At 64.2% G+C, this 19,243-nt stretch carries 15 protein-coding genes; 14 read left to right on the top strand and 1 reads right to left on the bottom strand.

Annotated elements, in window-relative coordinates:
• Positions 1 to 41 precede the first annotated feature (41 nt).
• From nusG to rpoC, 8 genes are all read left to right on the top strand, one after another.
• Entirely contained in the window at positions 42 to 578 is a 537-nt protein-coding gene (gene nusG / locus JX613_RS16010) for a transcription termination/antitermination protein NusG (RefSeq protein ID WP_207102471.1), read from the top strand.
• Between the two features lie 73 nt (positions 579 to 651).
• The gene (gene rplK / locus JX613_RS16005) at positions 652 to 1,104 is read left to right on the top strand and encodes a 50S ribosomal protein L11 (RefSeq protein WP_207102470.1); all 453 of its coding nucleotides are present in this window, start codon (positions 652 to 654) and stop codon (positions 1,102 to 1,104) included.
• Between the two features lie 3 nt (positions 1,105 to 1,107).
• Positions 1,108 to 1,806 (top strand): 50S ribosomal protein L1, encoded by a 699-nt coding sequence (gene rplA / locus JX613_RS16000; protein WP_207102469.1) that lies wholly within the window; start codon positions 1,108 to 1,110, stop codon positions 1,804 to 1,806.
• Positions 1,807 to 2,520: 714 nt separating this feature from the next.
• A complete protein-coding gene (gene rplJ, locus JX613_RS15995) occupies positions 2,521 to 3,036 on the top strand; it encodes a 50S ribosomal protein L10 (RefSeq protein WP_207102468.1) in 516 nt (171 codons plus the stop codon).
• Between the two features lie 64 nt (positions 3,037 to 3,100).
• The gene (rplL, locus tag JX613_RS15990; RefSeq protein ID WP_207102467.1) at positions 3,101 to 3,475 is read left to right on the top strand and encodes a 50S ribosomal protein L7/L12; all 375 of its coding nucleotides are present in this window, start codon (positions 3,101 to 3,103) and stop codon (positions 3,473 to 3,475) included.
• Between the two features lie 58 nt (positions 3,476 to 3,533).
• The gene (locus JX613_RS15985) at positions 3,534 to 4,565 is read left to right on the top strand and encodes a glycosyltransferase family 4 protein (RefSeq protein ID WP_207102466.1); all 1,032 of its coding nucleotides are present in this window, start codon (positions 3,534 to 3,536) and stop codon (positions 4,563 to 4,565) included.
• Between the two features lie 249 nt (positions 4,566 to 4,814).
• A complete protein-coding gene (gene rpoB, locus JX613_RS15980) occupies positions 4,815 to 8,960 on the top strand; it encodes a DNA-directed RNA polymerase subunit beta (protein ID WP_207102493.1) in 4,146 nt (1,381 codons plus the stop codon).
• Positions 8,961 to 9,051: 91 nt separating this feature from the next.
• On the top strand, positions 9,052 to 13,284 hold the full coding sequence (gene rpoC / locus JX613_RS15975; protein ID WP_207102465.1) for a DNA-directed RNA polymerase subunit beta': 4,233 nt from the start codon (positions 9,052 to 9,054) through the stop codon (positions 13,282 to 13,284).
• Positions 13,285 to 13,350: 66 nt separating this feature from the next.
• Here the strand turns inward: rpoC and JX613_RS15970 are convergent, their stop codons facing one another.
• Positions 13,351 to 13,854 carry an AmiS/UreI family transporter gene (locus JX613_RS15970; RefSeq protein ID WP_207102464.1) on the bottom strand — a complete coding sequence of 168 codons (504 nt, stop codon included), beginning with the start codon at positions 13,852 to 13,854 and terminating at the stop codon, positions 13,351 to 13,353.
• Positions 13,855 to 14,070: 216 nt separating this feature from the next.
• Between JX613_RS15970 and JX613_RS15965 the strand changes: the two genes are divergently transcribed.
• The 6 genes from JX613_RS15965 to JX613_RS15940 form a co-directional block, all read left to right on the top strand.
• Complete coding sequence (locus JX613_RS15965) at positions 14,071 to 15,009, top strand: DMT family transporter (RefSeq protein WP_207102463.1); 939 nt, start codon at positions 14,071 to 14,073, stop codon at positions 15,007 to 15,009.
• Positions 15,009 to 15,824: a glycosyltransferase gene (locus tag JX613_RS15960; protein WP_207102462.1), complete on the top strand. Its 816-nt coding sequence runs from the start codon at positions 15,009 to 15,011 to the stop codon at positions 15,822 to 15,824. Before JX613_RS15965 ends, JX613_RS15960 begins: the two co-directional genes overlap by 1 nt.
• Before the next feature lie 251 nt (positions 15,825 to 16,075).
• Entirely contained in the window at positions 16,076 to 16,447 is a 372-nt protein-coding gene (rpsL, locus tag JX613_RS15955) for a 30S ribosomal protein S12 (RefSeq protein ID WP_022705687.1), read from the top strand.
• A gap of 12 nt (positions 16,448 to 16,459) precedes the next feature.
• Positions 16,460 to 16,930 carry a 30S ribosomal protein S7 gene (gene rpsG, locus JX613_RS15950; RefSeq protein WP_207102461.1) on the top strand — a complete coding sequence of 157 codons (471 nt, stop codon included), beginning with the start codon at positions 16,460 to 16,462 and terminating at the stop codon, positions 16,928 to 16,930.
• 18 nt (positions 16,931 to 16,948) lie between these two features.
• Positions 16,949 to 19,072, top strand: coding sequence for an elongation factor G (gene fusA / locus JX613_RS15945; RefSeq protein WP_207102460.1), 2,124 nt, complete (start codon positions 16,949 to 16,951; stop codon positions 19,070 to 19,072).
• An 83-nt stretch (positions 19,073 to 19,155) separates the two neighbouring features.
• Positions 19,156 to 19,243, top strand: an 88-nt coding sequence (locus JX613_RS15940; RefSeq protein ID WP_199260480.1) for a GTP-binding protein, incomplete at its 3' end; no start/stop codon positions are given.

Genomic DNA, 19,243 nt, shown 5'->3' with positions numbered 1-19,243 from the left:
GCCGGGTGATTCCCTGCGACGGAACAGGGGTTGGGTCGAACATGGCAAAGCGTTGGTATTCGGTCAGCGTCCTGTCGAACTTTGAAAAGAAGGTCGCCGAGGCGATCCGGCAGGCCGTCGCCGAGAAGGGTCTGGAAGACCAGATCGACGAGGTGCTGGTCCCCACCGAGGAAGTGATCGAGATCCGGCGCGGCAAGAAGGTGACCTCGGAACGCCGCTTCATGCCGGGCTATGTGCTGGTCCACATGGACATGTCGGACCGGACCTATCACCTGGTGAACTCGATCAACCGGGTCACGGGCTTTCTTGGCGCGCAGGGCAAGCCCCAGCCGATGCGCGACGACGAGGTCAACGGGATGCTGAACCGCAGCGGAACGGGCGAGGCCGTGGCGCCCCGCAACCTGATCCGCTTCGAGATCGGCGAAAAGGTCAACGTGACCGACGGGCCCTTCGACGGCTTCTCGGGCATGGTCGAGGAGGTGGACGAGGTGTCGTCGCGCCTCAAGGTCACGGTGTCGATCTTCGGCCGGCCCACGCCGGTGGAACTGGAATTCACGCAGGTGTCGAAAGCCTCGTGATCGTGCGCGGGAGGCGCAAGCCGCACCGCTAAGTCGGCCTGCACCGCAGGCGTGATGATAAGGAGAAGGCCCCATGGCCAAGAAAGTCGTCGGCAGCCTCAAGCTGCAAATCAAGGCGGGACAAGCCAACCCGTCGCCCCCCGTCGGTCCCGCCCTGGGCCAGCGCGGCATCAACATCATGGCCTTCTGCAAGGAGTTCAACGCTCGCACGCAGGAAATGGAGCAGGGTTCGCCCGTTCCGGTCATGATCACCTATTACGCGGACAAGTCGTTCAGCTTCGAGACGAAGACCCCGCCCGCGTCCTTCCTGCTGAAAAAGGCCGCCGGCCTGAAGCCCGTGGGCAAGCGCAACCGCGCCAAGGGTTCGGACAAGCCGGGCCGCACGGTCGCCGGCACCGTCACCGTCAAGCAGGTGCGCGAGATCGCCGAAGCCAAGATGAAGGACCTGTCGGCCAATGATGTCGAACAGGCGATGAAGATCATCCTGGGTTCCGCCCGGTCGATCGGTATCGAGGTGAAAGGCTAAGCCATGGCGAAGATTTCCAAGAAAAAAGCCGCCGCGCGCGCTGCCTTTGAAGGCAAGGTCAACCTGACCGTCGAGGACGCGATCACCCTGGTCAAGGGCGCCGCTTCCGCCAAGTTCGACGAAACGGTCGAGATCGCGCTGAACCTGGGCGTCGATCCGCGCCACGCCGACCAGATGGTCCGCGGTGTGGTCACGCTGCCCGCGGGCACCGGCAAGGACGTGCGCGTCGCCGTTTTCGCCCGCGGCCCCAAGGCTGACGAGGCCAAGGCTGCCGGTGCGGACATCGTCGGCGCCGAGGACCTGATGGAAACGATCCAGTCCGGCAAGATCGAGTTCGACCGTTGCATCGCGACGCCGGACATGATGCCGCTGGTCGGCCGCCTGGGCAAGATCCTGGGCCCGCGCAACCTGATGCCGAACCCCAAGGTCGGCACCGTGACGGTTGACGTGAAGGCCGCCGTGGAAGCCGCCAAGGGCGGCGAGGTTCAGTTCAAGGCCGAAAAGGCGGGCGTGGTCCATGCCGGGATCGGCAAGGTGTCCTTCGACAATGACAAGCTGGCCCAGAACCTGCGCGCCTTCGTGGACGCGGTCAGCCGGGCCAAGCCCTCGGGCGCGAAAGGGACCTACATGAAGAAGGTCTCGATCAGCTCGACCATGGGGCCGGGCGTGTCGGTGGACGTGGTGTCGGCGACGCAGGGCTGATCCAGACCTGATCGCAAGATAGAAGGCGGGCCGGGCAGGTCCGCCTTTTTCGTATCATTGGGCAGGCACAAGCCGCCGTTCCTGCCACACTTCTGGCTGTTCGACCAGTCGGCGCCGCATGACCTGATCGCGGATCTTGCCGGTTTCTGCGCCATGCCGGGCAACATGACCCTGCCCGATCAACCTCCCTCCGGATGCCGATTTCGAGCGGCTGAAGGTTCTGGGCGGCAAGCCGGACAGCGCCGGGTTCCTTTGGTTCGTCGCGCACCGGCATCTGCCCCAGCATCTTGACCGGATCATCTATCTTGATCCGCTGGACGTGATCGGGGTGGATGACCTTGTGCCGCTGCTGCGCCATTCTTTTCTGGGCAGGTATCTGGCGACCTGCCGCGAGGCGCCGGATGTGCCGCCGCTGCTGGTCGGCCCGGCCCGGCAGGCGCATGGCCGCGGATCACGGAATTGGGACTTCACATTGCGCGCGAATTTGCCTATGGAAGCGTCCTGATCCGCGTGCAGGTGTCCATCTGCCTGCGTATCGATTCGTCCGAGACGGTGGGTGCTGACCCGTTCAGCTTAATTTCCTGCCTGAGATGGGAACAAGCATTTTTCCGAGGGAACACCTTCGGGCGATCTTGTCCCTTGGCGGACTCGCCCCGGTCAGTCATGGCCGGGACAAAGAGAGCCGGGGGGAAACCCCCAACTTGGAGTGAAACCGTGGATAGAGCACAGAAAGAACAACTGGTCGAGGAACTCGGCCAGATCTTTGAAAGCTCTGGCGTCGTGGTGGTTGCCCACTACGAGGGGATGACGGTTGCACATATGCAGGACCTCCGCTCGCGCATGCGCGAAGCCGGCGGTTCGGTTCGCGTGGCCAAGAACAAGCTCGCCAAGATCGCCCTGGAAGGTAAGCCTTGCGCAAGCATCGCCAACTACCTGACGGGCATGACCGTGATCACCTATTCGGAAGATCCGACCGCTGCCGCGCGGATCGCCGACAAATACGCCAAGGACAACGATCGTTTCGTGATCCTGGGCGGTGCGATGGGTGATTCGGCCCTGGATCCGGCCGGTGTGAAAGCCGTCGCCTCGATGCCGTCGCGTGAAGAGCTGATCGCTCAGATCGTGTCCTGCCTCGGTGCGCCTGCTTCCAGCATCGCCGGTGCCATTGGCGCGCCTGCCTCGAACATCGCGAGCATCCTCACGACCCTCGAGGAACGTGAGGCTGCGTAAGCAACCCCCTCCCCGCGTGTGGCTGAAAACCCGACGTTGGAACCCTAACTGAAAGAACGGAAAAATGGCTGATCTGAACCAACTCGCCGAACAAATCGTGGGCCTGACCCTGCTGGAAGCCCAGGAACTGAAGACCATCCTGAAGGACAAGTACGGCATCGAGCCCGCCGCCGGCGGCGCCGTCATGATGGCCGGCCCGGCCGCCGGCCCGGCTGAAGCCGCCGAGGAAAAGACCGAATTCGACGTCGTCCTGGTCGAAGCCGGCGCCAACAAGATCAACGTGATCAAGGAAGTGCGCGGCATCACCGGCCTGGGCCTGAAAGAGGCCAAGGATCTGGTCGAAGCCGGCGGCAAGGTCAAGGAAGGCGCTTCCAAGGCCGACGCCGAAGACATGAAGAAAAAGCTCGAAGCGGCTGGCGCCAAGGTCGAACTGAAGTAATCATGGCATTTGCGCCGCCGGGCAGCGTCCGGCGGCGTATTCCTGTTTCCGAGGGGCGATGGCGCGCTTTCTGTTCTATATACCTGGAACGGCAGCCCCTTGCGGTGGGGTCAGCGTCATTCTCGATTGGGTGCGTTTGCTGCGCGAGAACGGCTTCGAGGCAGAAGCGATTTGTGAAACGCCCGGCTTCGAATACAAGTTCGGCCCTCAGTCAAGCAAGATCCTTTATACCGCCGAGGTCGCCAGGGTTCTTGGCGCGAGAAATTTCCTTTTGCGCAGGATGCGCAATCCTGTTTTTCGAAATCCCGAACCGTCGAAGGTCTTGAACCTTCGGGATGACGACATAATTGTTGTGCCGGAATATTCGGCGCCCTGGCTGCCTGCGGCCTTTCCCCGTCACAAACTTGTTCTTCTTGTGCAGGCCTATGTCTGGCTCAAGGAAAGGAAGAAGCGGCTCGCATGGGATCCGGCACGCTTTTGCGCCGTGATTGCCGTGTCCGAGATTTGCCTGGGCTTCGCGCGCCTGATGAATCTGTCGCCGCTGCACAAGGTGCCCCTGGCCATAGACACGACCCTGTTCCGGCCAGGACCTAAGGAAAACATCATTGCCTACATGCCCCGGCGTCGGCCCGACGATGTTGAACTGCTTGTGAGGTCGCTGAAGGACCGGGGACAGGTTTCCGACTATCAACTGCAGCCAATCGACGGGATGCCGCTTTCCGAAGTGGCTGCCATTCTTGGAAGGGCCCGCATCTTTCTGTCCTTTTCCGAGAATGAGGGATTCGGCTTGCCCCCGGCCGAGGCCATGGCGGCAGGGTGCCTGGTGGTCGGCTTTACCGGGGGTGGAGGAGACGAGTTCTTCGATCCGCAATGGTCCTTCCCGATTCCGGATGGAAATCTGCCGCAATTCCTGCACAAGGTCGAGGATATGGTTTCCGAGTACCGCAGCGATCCCCGGCGGCTGGATGCGATGGCCAGTCTTGGCGCAAGCGAGATCAGGGCGCGCTACAGTCCTGCCGCGCAGCAAAAGGAGTTGACCCACGTTTTCGAAAGCCTCTCCAGGTCTTGTGCCCGCACCCCAGTATGCTAAATCTTCGCGCTTGCGATTCGTTTCTGCGGTTGTGCTTTCAGGCGTCCTGCCCCATATACGGACGCTCGGGCGATACGCTGCTGCTCGTACCAAGTCCCGTTCGCGGGCCTTTGTAGGGTCAGCATTCTGGTTCGGGTGGGGCGCTGTGGGAAGCGCCCCTGGTATTGAGCCGAAGTGACCGACAACCCTGCGCTGCACGCCATCCCGGGCGTGCCGGCGCATGACGTGTTTGAAGGGGAAGTCAACCGCATGGCGCAAGCTTATGTCGGCCAGAAGCGTATCCGGCGCTATTATGGCAATATCCGCGAAGTCCTGGAGATGCCGAACCTGATCGAGGTTCAGAAATCCTCCTACGACCTGTTCCTCAATTCGGGCGAAGGCACCGGCCACAACGATGGCGAGGGGATCCAGGGCGTCTTCCAGTCGGTCTTCCCGATCAAGGACTTCAACGAGACCGCCACGCTGGAATTCGTGAAATACGAGCTTGAGCGTCCGAAATACGACGTGGACGAATGCCAGCAGCGCGACATGACCTATGCCGCGCCGCTCAAGGTGACGCTGCGCCTGATCGTGTTCGATGTCGATGAAAACACCGGCGCCAAGTCGGTCAAGGACATCAAGGAACAGGACGTCTTCATGGGCGACATGCCCTTGATGACCCAGAACGGGACGTTCATCGTGAACGGGACCGAGCGCGTCGTCGTGTCCCAGATGCACCGCAGCCCCGGCGTGTTCTTCGACCACGACCGCGGCAAGACCCATTCGTCCGGGAAACTGCTGTTCGCCTGCCGGATCATTCCCTATCGCGGGTCGTGGCTGGATTTTGAATTCGACGCCAAGGATCTGGTCTTCTCGCGCATCGACCGCCGCCGCAAGCTGCCGGTGACGACGCTTCTGTATGCGCTTGGCATGGACCAGGAGGGCATCATGGATGCCTTCTACCAGACCGTGGATTACACCCTGCGCCGCGAGGGCCGGTCGCAAGGCTGGGTCACGCGCTTCTTCCCCGAACGCGTGCGCGGCACCCGTCCGTCCTATGACCTGGTGAACGCCGACACGGGCGAGGTCATCGCCAAGGCCGGCGACAAGGTGACGCCGCGCCTGGTCAAGAAGCTGCAGGAATCGGGCGATGCGCTGAACCTGCTGGTTCCGTTCGAGCGGATCGTCGGCCGCTTCGTCGCCAAGGACATCGTCAACGACACCACCGGCTTCATCTATGCCGAGGCGGGCGACGAGATCACCGCGGAATACAACCGCGACGGCGACCTGTCGGGCGGCCTGCTCAAGGTGCTGCTGGACAACGACATCACCGATATCCCGGTGCTGGACATCGACCATGTCAATGTCGGCCCCTATATCCGCAACACGATGGCCGCCGACAAGAACATGAGCCGCGAGGGTGCCCTGATGGACATCTATCGCGTCATGCGCCCGGGCGAGCCCCCCACCGTGGAGGCCGCGCAGAACCTGTTCAACAGCCTGTTCTTCGACAGCGAACGCTATGACCTGTCCGCCGTGGGCCGGGTCAAGATGAACATGCGCCTGGATCTGGACGCGCCCGACACCCAGCGGACGCTGCGCCCCGAGGACATCGTGGCCTGCGTGCGCGGCCTGGTGGAACTGCGCGACGGCAAGGGCGAGATCGACGACATCGACCACCTGGGCAACCGCCGGGTGCGCTCGGTCGGCGAACTGATGGAAAACCAGTATCGCGTCGGCCTGCTGCGCATGGAACGCGCCATCCGCGAACGCATGTCGGGCGTCGAGATCGACACCGTGATGCCGCAGGATCTGATCAACGCGAAACCCGCGGCGGCGGCGGTGCGTGAATTCTTCGGCAGCAGCCAGTTGTCGCAGTTCATGGACCAGACCAACCCCTTGTCCGAGGTGACGCACAAGCGCCGCCTGTCGGCCCTGGGGCCGGGCGGCCTGACGCGCGAGCGCGCGGGGTTCGAGGTGCGCGACGTGCACCCGACCCACTACGGTCGGATGTGCCCGATCGAGACGCCGGAAGGCCAGAACATCGGCCTGATCAACAGCCTGGCGACCTTTGCCCGCGTGAACAAGTACGGCTTCATCGAGACCCCCTACCGCAAGGTGGTGGACGGTCGCGTGACCGACGACGTGGTCTACATGTCCGCGACCGAGGAAATGCGCCACACCGTGGCCCAGGCCAACGCGACGCTGGACGCCGAGGGGCGCTTTGTCGACGAACTGATCTCGACCCGCCAGGCGGGCGACTTCACGCTGAACCCGGTCGATGCCATCGACCTGATCGACGTGTCGCCCAAGCAGCTTGTGTCGGTCGCCGCCGCGCTGATCCCGTTCCTGGAAAACGACGACGCCAACCGCGCGCTGATGGGGTCCAACATGCAGCGCCAGGCGGTTCCGCTGCTGCGGGCCGAGGCGCCGTTTGTCGGCACCGGCATGGAAGCGACCGTGGCCCGTGACAGTGGCGCCGCCATCATGGCGCGCCGGGGCGGCGTCATCGACCAGGTCGATGCGCAGCGGATCGTCGTGCGCGCGACCGAAGGGCTGGAAGCGGGCGACGCGGGCGTGGACATCTATCGCCTGCGCAAGTTCAAGCGGTCCAACCAGTCCTCGACCATCAACCAGCGTCCGCTGGTCAAGGTGGGCGAAAAGGTGGTGGGCGGCCAGGTCATCGCCGACGGTCCCTCGACCGACCAGGGCGAACTGGCGATCGGCCGCAACGTGGTCGTGGCCTTCATGCCCTGGAACGGCTACAACTACGAGGACTCGATCCTGATTTCCGAGCGGATCCACCGCGACGACGTGTTCACCTCGATCCATATCGACGAATACGAGGTTGCGGCCCGCGACACCAAGCTGGGGCCCGAGGAGATCACCCGCGACATCCCGAACGTGGGCGAGGAGGCGCTCCGCAACCTCGACGAGGCCGGCATCGTCTATATCGGCGCCGAGGTGGGCCCGGGCGACATCCTGGTGGGCAAGATCACCCCCAAGGGGGAAAGCCCGATGACGCCGGAAGAAAAGCTTCTGCGCGCCATCTTTGGGGAAAAGGCGTCGGACGTGCGCGACACCTCGCTGCGCCTGCCGCCGGGGGCTTACGGGACCATCGTGGAAGTCCGCGTCTTCAACCGTCACGGCGTGGACAAGGATGAACGCGCCCTGCAGATCGAGCGCGAGGAAGTCGAGCGTCTGGCGCGTGACCGCGACGACGAACAGGCGATCCTGGACCGCAACATCTATGCGCGTCTGAAATCGCTGATCCTGGGCAAGACCGCCGTCAAGGGTCCGAAGGGGATCAAGGCCAATTCCGAGATCACCGAGGATCTGCTGGGCACGCTGTCGCGCGGCCAGTGGTGGCAGCTTGCCGTCAGCGAGGAAGACACCGCCAAGGAAGTCGAGGCGCTGAACCATCAGTATGACGCCCAGAAGAAGGCCCTTGAGGCCCGCTTCGAGGACAAGGTCGAGAAGGTCCGCCAGGGCGACGACCTGCCGCCGGGCGTGATGAAGATGGTCAAGGTCTTTGTCGCCGTGAAGCGCAAGCTGCAGGCGGGCGACAAGATGGCCGGGCGTCACGGCAACAAGGGCGTCGTCTCCAAGGTCGTGCCGATCGAGGACATGCCCTTCCTGGCCGACGGCACCCCGGTCGACCTGGTTCTGAACCCGCTGGGCGTGCCCTCGCGCATGAACGTCGGCCAGATCCTGGAAACCCACATGGGTTGGGCATCGCGCGGTCTTGGCATCAAGATCGACGAGGCGCTGGAGGAGTATCGCCGCAACGGCGACATGGCTCCGGTCCGCGAGGCGATGCGCATCGGCTATGGCGACGACCTTTATGCCGAGACCTTCGAGGGCATGGAGGACGACCTGCTGGTCGAACACGCCAACACCGTGCGCACCGGCGTTCCGGTCGCCACGCCCGTCTTCGACGGCGCGAAAGAGGCTGACGTGAACGACGCGCTGCGCCGGGCGGGGTTTGACACCTCGGGCCAGTCGGTGGTCTTCGACGGCCGCACGGGCGAGCAGTTCGCGCGCAAGGTGACGGTGGGCATGAAGTATGTCCTGAAGCTGCACCACCTTGTCGACGACAAGATGCACGCGCGTTCGACCGGGCCCTACAGCCTCGTCACGCAGCAACCGCTGGGCGGCAAGGCGCAGTTCGGCGGCCAGCGCCTTGGGGAAATGGAGGTCTGGGCCCTTGAAGCCTATGGCGCCGCCTATACCTTGCAGGAGATGCTGACGGTCAAGTCGGACGACGTGGCGGGCCGGACCAAGGTCTATGAATCCATCGTCAAGGGCGACGACAACTTCGAGGCCGGCGTGCCGGAATCCTTCAACGTGCTGGTCAAGGAGGTCCGGGGTCTGGGCCTCAACATGGAACTCCTGGATGCGGAGGAGGACGAGTAACGGTGCGTGCAAGCACGCACCCTACCATGCCGTAGGGTGCGTGATCTTCACGCACCGCCTCTCCCCCGCGCCCTTTCATTAGGAAAAAAGAATGAACCAGGAACTTGCCACCAATCCCCTGAACCCGCTGGCCCCGCCGCGGCAGTTCGACGAAATCAAGATCTCGCTGGCCTCGCCCGAGGAAATCCTCGCCTGGTCCTTTGGCGAGGTGAAGAAGCCCGAGACGATCAACTACCGCACGTTCAAGCCGGAACGGGACGGTCTGTTCTGCGCGCGCATCTTCGGTCCGATCAAGGACTATGAATGCCTGTGCGGCAAGTACAAGCGCATGAAGTATCGCGGCCTCGTCTGCGAGAAATGCGGCGTGGAAGTGACCCTGCAAAAGGTCCGCCGCGAGCGGATGGGCCATATCGAACTGGCCGCGCCGGTGGCCCACATCTGGTTCCTGAAATCGCTGCCCTCCCGCATCGGGTTGATGCTGGACATGACGCTGCGCGATCTGGAACGGATCCTGTATTTCGAGAACTATGTCGTCATCGAGCCGGGCCTGACCGACCTGACCTATGGCCAGCTGCTGTCCGAGGAAGAATTCCTGGACGCGCAGGACAACTATGGCGCCGACGCCTTCAGCGCCGATATCGGCGCCGAGGCGATCCGGGCGATGCTGGCCAATATCGACCTGCAGGCCACCGCCGACCAGTTGCGCGAGGATCTGAAGGAAGCCACGGGCGAATTGAAGCCCAAGAAGATCATCAAGCGCCTGAAGATCGTCGAATCCTTCCTGGAATCGGGCAACCGTCCGGAATGGATGGTGCTGACCGTGATCCCGGTCATTCCGCCGGAACTGCGCCCGCTGGTCCCGCTGGACGGCGGCCGTTTCGCCACGTCGGACCTGAACGACCTGTATCGCCGCGTCATCAACCGCAACAACCGCCTGAAGCGCCTGATCGAGCTTCGCGCGCCCGACATCATCGTGCGCAACGAAAAGCGGATGCTGCAGGAATCGGTGGACGCGCTGTTCGACAACGGCCGTCGCGGCCGCGTCATCACCGGGAACAACCGCCGCCCGCTGAAGTCGCTGTCCGACATGCTGAAGGGCAAGCAGGGCCGCTTCCGCCAGAACCTGCTGGGCAAGCGCGTGGACTTCTCGGGCCGTTCGGTGATCGTGACCGGGCCGGAACTGAAGCTGCACCAGTGCGGCTTGCCCAAGAAGATGGCCTTGGAGCTGTTCAAGCCCTTCATCTATTCGCGGCTTGAGGCGAAGGGGCTGTCGTCCACCGTCAAGCAGGCCAAGAAGCTGGTCGAGAAGGAACGCCCCGAGGTCTGGGACATCCTGGACGAGGTGATCCGCGAGCATCCGGTCCTGCTGAACCGCGCGCCGACGCTGCACCGCCTGGGCATCCAGGCCTTCGAGCCGATCCTGATCGAGGGCAAGGCGATCCAGCTGCACCCGCTGGTCTGTTCCGCCTTCAACGCCGACTTCGACGGCGACCAGATGGCCGTGCACGTTCCGCTGTCGCTGGAAGCGCAGCTGGAAGCGCGCGTCCTGATGATGTCCACGAACAACGTGCTGTCGCCCGCCAACGGCGCGCCGATCATCGTGCCGTCGCAGGACATGGTTCTGGGCCTCTACTACACGTCCATGCAGCGCGAGGGCATGAAGGGCGAGGGCATGGCCTTCGCCAACGTGAACGAGGTCGAACACGCCCTTGCCGCAGGCGAGGTGCATCTGCACGCGCGCATCACCGCGCGCATCAAGCAGATCGACGAGAACGGCAACGAGGTCGTCAAGCGGTTCGAGACCACGCCGGGCCGCGTCCGGCTGGGCGCTCTGCTGCCGATGAACGCCAAGGCGCCGTTTGAACTTGTCAACCGCCTGCTGCGCAAGAAGGACGTGCAGCACGTCATCGATACCGTCTATCGCTACTGCGGGCAGAAGGAATCGGTGATCTTCTGCGACCAGATCATGGGCCTTGGCTTCCGCGAGGCGTTCCGTGCCGGCATCAGCTTCGGCAAGGACGACATGGTGGTGCCCGACAACAAGTGGACCATCGTCGAGGAAGTCCAGGAGCAGGTGAAGGAGTTCGAGCAGCAGTATCTCGACGGCCTGATCACCCAGGGCGAGAAGTACAACAAGGTCGTGGACGCCTGGTCGAAGTGCAACGACCGCGTGACCGAGGCCATGATGGCGACGATCTCGGCCACCAAGAAGGACGAGACCGGCGCCGAGATGGAGCCGAACAGCGTCTATATGATGGCGCATTCGGGTGCGCGCGGTTCGACCAACCAGATGAAGCAGCTGGGGGGTATGCGCGGCCTGATGGCCAAGCCCTCGGGCGAGATCATCGAGACGCCGATCATCTCGAACTTCAAGGAAGGCCTGACCGTTCTTGAATATTTCAACTCGACCCACGGCGCGCGGAAGGGTCTGTCGGACACGGCGCTGAAGACGGCGAACTCGGGTTACCTGACCCGCCGCCTGGTGGACGTGGCGCAGGACTGCATCATCCGCGAACACGACTGCGGGACCGAGCAGGCGATCACCGCTTCGGCGGCGGTCAACGACGGCGAGGTCATCAGCCCGCTGTCCGAACGCGTGCTGGGCCGCACCGCGGCCGAGGACGTGCTGGTCCCGGGCGAGGACGAGATCATCGTCCGCGCCAACGAGGTGATCGACGAACGCAAGGCCGATGCCATCGAACAGGCGGGCGTGCAGTCGGTGCGCATCCGGTCTGCCCTGACCTGCGAATCCGAGGACGGGATCTGCGCGCTGTGCTATGGCCGCGACCTGGCCCGCGGCACGCTGGTCAACATCGGCGAGGCGGTGGGCATCATCGCCGCGCAGTCGATCGGCGAACCCGGCACGCAGCTGACGATGCGGACCTTCCACATCGGCGGCATCGCGCAGGGCGGCCAGCAGTCGTTCCAGGCGGCGTCCCATGAAGGGACCGTGCAGTTCCGCAACGAAAACATCCTGACCAATGCCAATGGCGAACAGGTCGTGATGTCGCGCAACATGCAGTTGCTGATCCTGGACGACCAAGGCCAGGAACGCGCCAGCCACAAGCTGTTCTATGGCAGCAAGCTGTTCGTGAAGGAAGGCGAGCGGGTCATCCGTGGCGCCAAGCTGTTCGAATGGGATCCCTATACCCTGCCGATCATCGCCGAAAAGGCGGGGATCACGAAGTTCGTCGACCTGCTCTCGGGGATTTCGGTCCGCGACGAGACGGACGAGGCGACCGGCATGACGCAGAAGATCGTGACCGACTGGCGTTCCGCGCCGAAAGGCAACGACCTGAAGCCCGAGATCATCATCATGGATGAGAACGGAGAGCCGGTGCGCAACGAACAGGGCAACCCGATCAGCTATCCGATGTCGGTGGACGCCATCCTGTCGGTCGAGGACCAGCAGGAAATCCGCGCGGGCGACGTGGTGGCGCGTATTCCGCGGGAAGGCGCACGGACCAAGGACATCACCGGGGGTCTTCCCCGCGTGGCCGAACTGTTCGAGGCCCGTCGTCCCAAGGACCACGCGATCATCGCCGAGATCGACGGCTATGTCCGCTTTGGCAAGGACTACAAGAACAAGCGCCGCATCACCATCGAGCCGTCGGAAGACGGTGCCGCGCCCGTCGAATACATGGTGCCGAAAGGCAAGCACATCCCGGTGCAGGAAGGCGACTTCGTGCAGAAGGGTGACTACATCATGGACGGCAACCCGGCCCCGCACGACATCCTGCGGATCATGGGGATCGAGGCGCTGGCGGATTACCTGATCGACGAGGTGCAGGACGTTTACCGGCTGCAGGGCGTGAAGATCAACGACAAGCACATCGAGGTGATCGTCCGCCAGATGCTGCAGAAGATCGAGATCACCGACAGCGGGGACACCACCCTGCTGAAGGGCGAGCATGTCGAGCGCGACGAGTTCGAGGAAGAAAACGCCAAGATCGAGGCCCGTGGTGGCCGTCCGGCGACGGGGGAACCCGTGCTGCTGGGCATCACCAAGGCGTCGCTGCAGACCCGCAGCTTCATCTCGGCCGCGTCCTTCCAGGAAACGACCCGCGTGCTGACCGAGGCGGCCGTCCAGGGCAAGCGTGACAAGCTCTTGGGCCTCAAGGAGAACGTCATCGTCGGCCGGCTGATCCCGGCCGGGACGGGCGGCGCCACCGCCCGCGTCCGCCGCATCGCGACCGAGCGCGACAACGAGGTGATCGAGGCCCGGCGCGCCGAGGCCGAGGCCACCGCCGCCCTGATCGCGCCCGCGCTGGACGAGGTGGCGCCCGGCGCCATGGCCGACCTGCCGGAAAACAGCGGCGAGTGATCGCCCCTGAATGACACGCGAAGGCCCGGCAGAAATGCCGGGCCTTTTGCCATTCCGGAAGGTGCCTCAGGCGTAAAGCATGGCCAAGGCGGGCAGCCATGCGGTCAGCACGCCGCTGGCCAGGGTGGCTGCCGCAGTGGTCCGTTCCAGCGGCCAGCGAAGCGCCAGCAGAAGAAAATACAAAAGCCATAGCCCCGCCCACCCGATCCAGCACAGGCCCAGCCACAGCGCCATCGCGTCCGGGGCGTGGCGCAGCGTGGCGATGGCCTCTGGCAGGACCGAGATCGCCACGAAAAGGCTGAACCAGCCCAGTCCACGCCCGTCGGACCCCGTCAGCCGGTTCATCCCCACCCACAGATAGGTCAGGCTGAACAGCAGCGTCAGCGCGGCGCCCTTGACGGCTTGCGGCGTGTCGGCCCCGGCCATGGACAGGATCGCGACGGTTGCGGTGATGAAGGCCGTGGCAAGGTTGATGACCACGATCTCCCGGTCCGCGATGCGGTTCATCATCCACAACCCGTTGAGCGTCAGCACCGCGCCGACGAAAAGAAGCGAAAGCGGAAGCAGCATCATGGTTTCCCGTCCGGTCACCCCGCCGATGCAGGGCCGCAGGCCTGCCTTAGGGCAAGGCCTGAACGGGGGTGAGGGGAAAACCCTGCCAAACAGAATATCGCAGACGTTTAAAATGTGTCGCCGCATGAGGGCTTGCGCAACGTGAAAAATCTGCTTGCCCCATGGATCGCCAATGCCTAACCGGAAAGCACCCTTCCGTTGGTGAACCCTGCCATGCGCACCCCGATCCTGTCCCAGTCCCGGCGCGTCCGGCCCGCCTCGGTCCGGCCGCTGACGCACCAGCCGGGCGACAACCTGCGCGGGGCGGGCATCATGACGCTGTGCATGGTGACCTTCGGCCTGAACGACACGGTGATGAAGTTCGTGGCCCAGGATCTGCCGCTCTATCAGGCGATCACCCTGCGCGGGCTGTTCGTGATGGTCTTCATCGCGGTCGTGGCGCCCCGGTTGGGCGGGCTTTCGCTGCGCATCCCGCCAGGCGCCCGCCGCCCGATGGCCTGGCGCATGGTGGGAGAGATCGCCTCGACCATCCTGTTCCTGAACGCCTTGCAGCACATGGCGATGGGCGACCTGTCCGCCATCATGCAGGCGCTGCCGCTGGTGGTCATGGTCGCGGCCGCGCTGTTCTTTGGCGAGACCCTGGGCTGGCGGCGCATCGGCGCGGTGATCGCAGGCTTCGGGGGCGTGCTGCTGATCCTGCGCCCGGGGGGCGAGGTCTTCGGCCCCTGGGCCGTGGTGGCCGTCGGCGCCATGGCCATGGTCGCCCTGCGCGACCTGGCGACGCGCGGCTTCGGGCGCGACATCAGTTCGGCCACGGTCGCCTTCTATGCGGCGACGGGGGTGATGCTGTCGGGCCTTGTCATCAGCCTGGGGCAGGGATGGGCGATGCCCAGCCTGGCGCAGATCCTGCTGCTGGCCCTGGGTGCGGCCTTCCTGACGGTGGGCTATGTCACCGCCGTCGCATCCATGCGGGTGGGCGAGATCTCCTATGTCGCGCCGTTCCGCTATACCTCGCTGCTGGTGGCGATCCTGATGGGGCTGGTGGTCTTTGGCGAATGGCCCGACCTGTGGACCTGGGCGGGATCGGGGCTGGTGGTCGCGGCGGGCACCTATACCATCTGGCGCGAGGCGCAGATCGGAAAGGTCCGCTGATGCGCGTGCAGATGCTGGGATTGTGCCGGTTTTCCTATGTGGGCCTGCGCGGCTATCAAAAGGACCATGCCTCCGTCGCCGAACGCCGCGCCTTTCTCTATGACCCCGACCGGCTGGCCCGCCGCTGGCTGTGGTTCACCACCCTGGCGCTGCCCGGCTGGTTGGCGCAGACCGATCCTGACTTCACGCTGGTCATCATGACCGGCCCCGACCTGCCCGAGCCCTGGCTGTCGCAGCTGCGCGACCTGGTGGCCGGTACGCCGCAGATGCGGCTGGAACTGGTCCCGCCGATGGAGCGGCACCTGGAGGCCTGCCGCGCCGCCATAGCCCCCCATGTCGATCCCCGGGCGGATGTGGTGGGGCATTTCCGCCACGACGACGACGATGCCGTGGCGCTGGATTATGTCGCGGCGGCCCGCCGGGACTTTGGCCAGGTCAAGGGGCTGTGGCGCAGCGAAGGGTGGCTGTCGCTGGATCATTCGCGCGGGCTGATGCTGCGGGCCGGGGCAGGGGGGGCGCAGTTCGTCCCGCGCATCGCCCACAACATGGGCGTGGCCCTGACGATCTTCCTGCCCCCCGACCAGCCGCAGACCGCGCTGCACTTCAACCACACCAAGCTGCCCTTGTGGATGCCAGGGGTGGCGGTCACGCGGCCCTTGATGTTCATCCGGTCCATCCATGCCGACAGCGATTCCGGCGACATGGGCCCGGGCATCCCCTGGCAGATCGAGGAGGCGGACCTGGACCGCCAGCTGGCCCGCCACTTCGGGCTGGCGCGCGCCGACCTGGACAGGCTGGCCCGCGCGGCCAGCTGACGGGCGGTCATGTTGACACCCCCGGCGATTCCCCTTATACGCCGCTCACCCGGCGGGAAACCGTCCGGGACCAGAACCTTTTCATGGTCACGATCCGGGCCAGCAATTGCCCCGATCCTCTGGAATTTTCCCGTCCTCCTCGGAAAACCGGGGCCGGATGGGTTTGGCATTTCACGATTCGCGTGGAATGCCGTCGAGAAGCGGCGCAACCGGCCGGTTGCGAGTATTGACAGAGCAAGACGGGGAACCGAATGCCTACGATCCAACAGCTGATCCGCAAGCCGCGGCAGCCCAAGGTGCAGCGCTCGAAGTCGCAGCACCTTCAGGGCTGCCCGCAGAAGCGCGGCGTCTGCACGCGCGTCTATACCACGACGCCGAAGAAACCGAACTCCGCCATGCGGAAGGTCGCCAAGGTGCGGCTGACCAACGGCTTCGAGGTCATTTCCTATATTCCGGGCGAAAAGCACAACCTGCAGGAACACAGCGTCGTGCTGATCCGCGGCGGCCGCGTGAAAGACCTTCCGGGTGTCCGTTACCACATCCTGCGCGGTGTGCTGGATACCCAGGGCGTCAAGGATCGTCGCCAGCGTCGTTCGAAATACGGCGCCAAGCGTCCGAAATAAGGAGAGGCATCCATGTCCCGTCGTCACGCCGCTGAAAAGCGCGAAGTCCTGCCCGACGCCAAGTATGGCGATCGCGTGCTGACCAAATTCATGAACAACCTGATGGTTGACGGCAAGAAATCGGTGGCCGAGCGCATCGTGTATTCGGCCCTGGACCGCGTCCAGAACCGTCTGAAGCGCGAGCCGATCGAAGTCTTCCACGAGGCCCTGGACAACGTCAAACCCTCGGTCGAGGTGCGTTCGCGCCGGGTCGGCGGCGCCACCTACCAGGTTCCGGTCGAGGTCCGTCCGACCCGCCGCGAGGCCCTGGCGATCCGCTGGCTGATCACCGCCGCCGCCAAGCGCAACGAACACACGATGGAAGAACGCCTTGCCGGCGAGCTGGCCGATGCCGTGAACGGCCGCGGCACCGCCGTCAAGAAACGCGAAGACACGCACAAGATGGCCGACGCGAACAAGGCGTTCAGCCACTACCGCTGGTAAGGCGAAAGGATCCAGACCATGGCACGCGAATATCAGCTTCAGCGTTATCGCAACTTCGGCATCATGGCCCACATCGATGCCGGCAAGACGACCACGACCGAGCGCATCCTTTTCTACACGGGCAAGAACCACAAGATGGGCGAAACCCACGAGGGTGCGTCCACCATGGACTGGATGGAACAGGAACAGGAACGCGGCATCACGATCACGTCTGCCGCGACCACCACGTTCTGGCAGCGCCAGGAAGACCCGACCACCGACGGGACTTCGGACACCAAGTACCGCTTCAACATCATCGACACGCCGGGCCACGTGGACTTCACCATCGAGGTCGAGCGTTCGCTGGCCGTGCTGGACGGCGCGATCTGCCTGCTGGACGCCAACGCCGGGGTCGAGCCGCAGACCGAGACCGTCTGGCGGCAGGCCGACCGCTACAAGGTTCCGCGGATCGTGTTCGTCAACAAGATGGACAAGATCGGCGCGGACTTCTTCAACTGCGTCCGCATGATCAAGGACCGCACCGGCGGCACCCCCTGCCCGATCGCCTTGCCGATCGGCGCCGAGGACAAGCTGGAAGGCATCGTCGACCTGATCAAGATGGAAGAATGGGTCTGGACGGGCGAAGACCTGGGCGCCAACTGGGTCCGCCAGCCGATCCGCGACGAGCTGAAGGATCTGGCCGCCGAATGGCGCATGAACCTGCTCGAACTGGTCGTCGAACAGGACGACGCGGCCATGGAAGCCTATCTGGAAGGCAACGAGCCTGACGAGGCGACCCTGCGCGCGCTGATCCGCAAGGGCACGCTGTCGCTGTCCTTCTTCCCGGTCACCGCCGGTTCCGCCTTCAAGAACAAGGGCGTGCAGCCGCTGCTGAACTCGGTCATCGACTTCCTGCCTTCGCCGCTGGACGTGCCCGCGCTGATGGGCTTCGCTCCCGGCGACGAGACGGAAACCCGCAACATCGAGCGTTCGGCCGATGACGCGCAGCCCTTCTCGGGCCTGGCGTTCAAGATCATGAACGACCCCTTCGTGGGCTCGCTGACCTTCACGCGGATCTATTCTGGCCAGCTCAAGAAGGGCGACCAGATGCTGAACGCGACCAAGGGCAAGCGCGAGCGCGTGGGCCGCATGATGATGATGCACGCCATCAACCGCGAGGAAATCGACGAAGCCTTCGCGGGCGACATCATCGCGCTGGCGGGCCTGAAGGAAACCACCACGGGCGACACGCTGTGCGATCCCGCCAAGCCGGTGGTCCTGGAAACCATGACCTTCCCCGATCCCGTGATCGAGATCGCCGTGGAACCCAAGTCCAAGGCCGACCAGGAAAAGATGGGCCTTGCCCTTCAGCGCCTGGCCGCCGAAGACCCGTCCTTCCGCGTCGAGACCGATCTGGAATCGGGCCAGACCATCATGAAGGGCATGGGCGAACTTCACCTCGACATCCTGGTCGACCGCATGAAGCGCGAGTTCAAGGTCGAGGCGAATATCGGCGCCCCGCAGGTGGCTTACCGCGAAACCATCAGCCAGCCGGCCGAGATCGACTACACGCACAAGAAACAGACCGGCGGCACCGGCCAGTTCGCGCGCGTGAAGCTGCAGATCAACCCGACCGAGCCGGGCGAGGGCTACTCGTTCGAATCCAAGATCGTCGGCGGCGCGGTGCCCAAGGAATACATTCCGGGCGTCGAAAAGGGCATCAAGTCGGTGATGGACTCGGGTCCGCTGGCGGGCTTCCCGGTGATCGACTTCAAGGTCGCGCTGATCGACGGCGCGTTCCACGATGTCGACTCCTCGGTCCTGGCCTTCGAGATCGCCTCGCGCGCTGCCATGCGCGAAGGTCTGCGCAAGGCCGGTGCGAAGCTGTTGGAACCGATCATGAAGGTCGAGGTGGTGACGCCCGAGGAATACACGGGTTCGATCATCGGCGACCTGACCAGCCGCCGCGGCATGGTCCGCGGGCAGGACTCGCGCGGCAACGCGAACGTCATCGACGCCTTCGTGCCGCTGGCCAACATGTTCGGCTATATCAACAACCTGCGCTCGATGTCCTCGGGCCGCGCGGTGTTCACGATGCAGTTCGACCATTACGAGGCCGTGCCGCAGAACATCTCGGACGAGATCCAGAAGAAATACGCATAAGGGCGGTGCGTGGGAAACCACGCACCCTACCACCCTCGTAGGGTGCGTGCTTGCACGCACCGTCACTATAAAGGAGCCAGACCATGGCAAAGGCAAAGTTTGAACGGACGAAACCGCACGTCAACATTGGCACGATTGGTCACGTTGACCACGGCAAGACGACGCTGACGG

The sequence above is a fragment of the Paracoccus shandongensis genome, assembly GCF_017315735.1.
Taxonomy (GTDB): Bacteria; Pseudomonadota; Alphaproteobacteria; order Rhodobacterales; family Rhodobacteraceae; genus Paracoccus; species Paracoccus shandongensis.
Note: the sequence above shows the minus strand (reverse complement) of the source record. Positions and strands in the feature narration are given on the sequence as shown.

Excerpts from the sequence above, each read along its gene's own strand:
- nusG (WP_207102471.1), top strand. The coding sequence starts at position 42 with ATGGCAAAGCGTTGGTATTCGGTCAGCGTCCTGTCGAACTTTGAAAAG.
- rplK (WP_207102470.1), top strand. The coding sequence starts at position 652 with ATGGCCAAGAAAGTCGTCGGCAGCCTCAAGCTGCAAATCAAGGCGGGA.
- rplA (WP_207102469.1), top strand. The coding sequence starts at position 1,108 with ATGGCGAAGATTTCCAAGAAAAAAGCCGCCGCGCGCGCTGCCTTTGAA.
- rplL (WP_207102467.1), top strand. The coding sequence starts at position 3,101 with ATGGCTGATCTGAACCAACTCGCCGAACAAATCGTGGGCCTGACCCTG.
- JX613_RS15985 (WP_207102466.1), top strand. The coding sequence starts at position 3,534 with ATGGCGCGCTTTCTGTTCTATATACCTGGAACGGCAGCCCCTTGCGGT.
- rpoB (WP_207102493.1), top strand. The coding sequence starts at position 4,815 with ATGGCGCAAGCTTATGTCGGCCAGAAGCGTATCCGGCGCTATTATGGC.
- rpoC (WP_207102465.1), top strand. The coding sequence starts at position 9,052 with ATGAACCAGGAACTTGCCACCAATCCCCTGAACCCGCTGGCCCCGCCG.
- JX613_RS15970 (WP_207102464.1), bottom strand. The coding sequence starts at position 13,854 with ATGCTGCTTCCGCTTTCGCTTCTTTTCGTCGGCGCGGTGCTGACGCTC.
- JX613_RS15965 (WP_207102463.1), top strand. The coding sequence starts at position 14,071 with ATGCGCACCCCGATCCTGTCCCAGTCCCGGCGCGTCCGGCCCGCCTCG.
- JX613_RS15960 (WP_207102462.1), top strand. The coding sequence starts at position 15,009 with ATGCGCGTGCAGATGCTGGGATTGTGCCGGTTTTCCTATGTGGGCCTG.
- rpsL (WP_022705687.1), top strand. The coding sequence starts at position 16,076 with ATGCCTACGATCCAACAGCTGATCCGCAAGCCGCGGCAGCCCAAGGTG.
- rpsG (WP_207102461.1), top strand. The coding sequence starts at position 16,460 with ATGTCCCGTCGTCACGCCGCTGAAAAGCGCGAAGTCCTGCCCGACGCC.
- fusA (WP_207102460.1), top strand. The coding sequence starts at position 16,949 with ATGGCACGCGAATATCAGCTTCAGCGTTATCGCAACTTCGGCATCATG.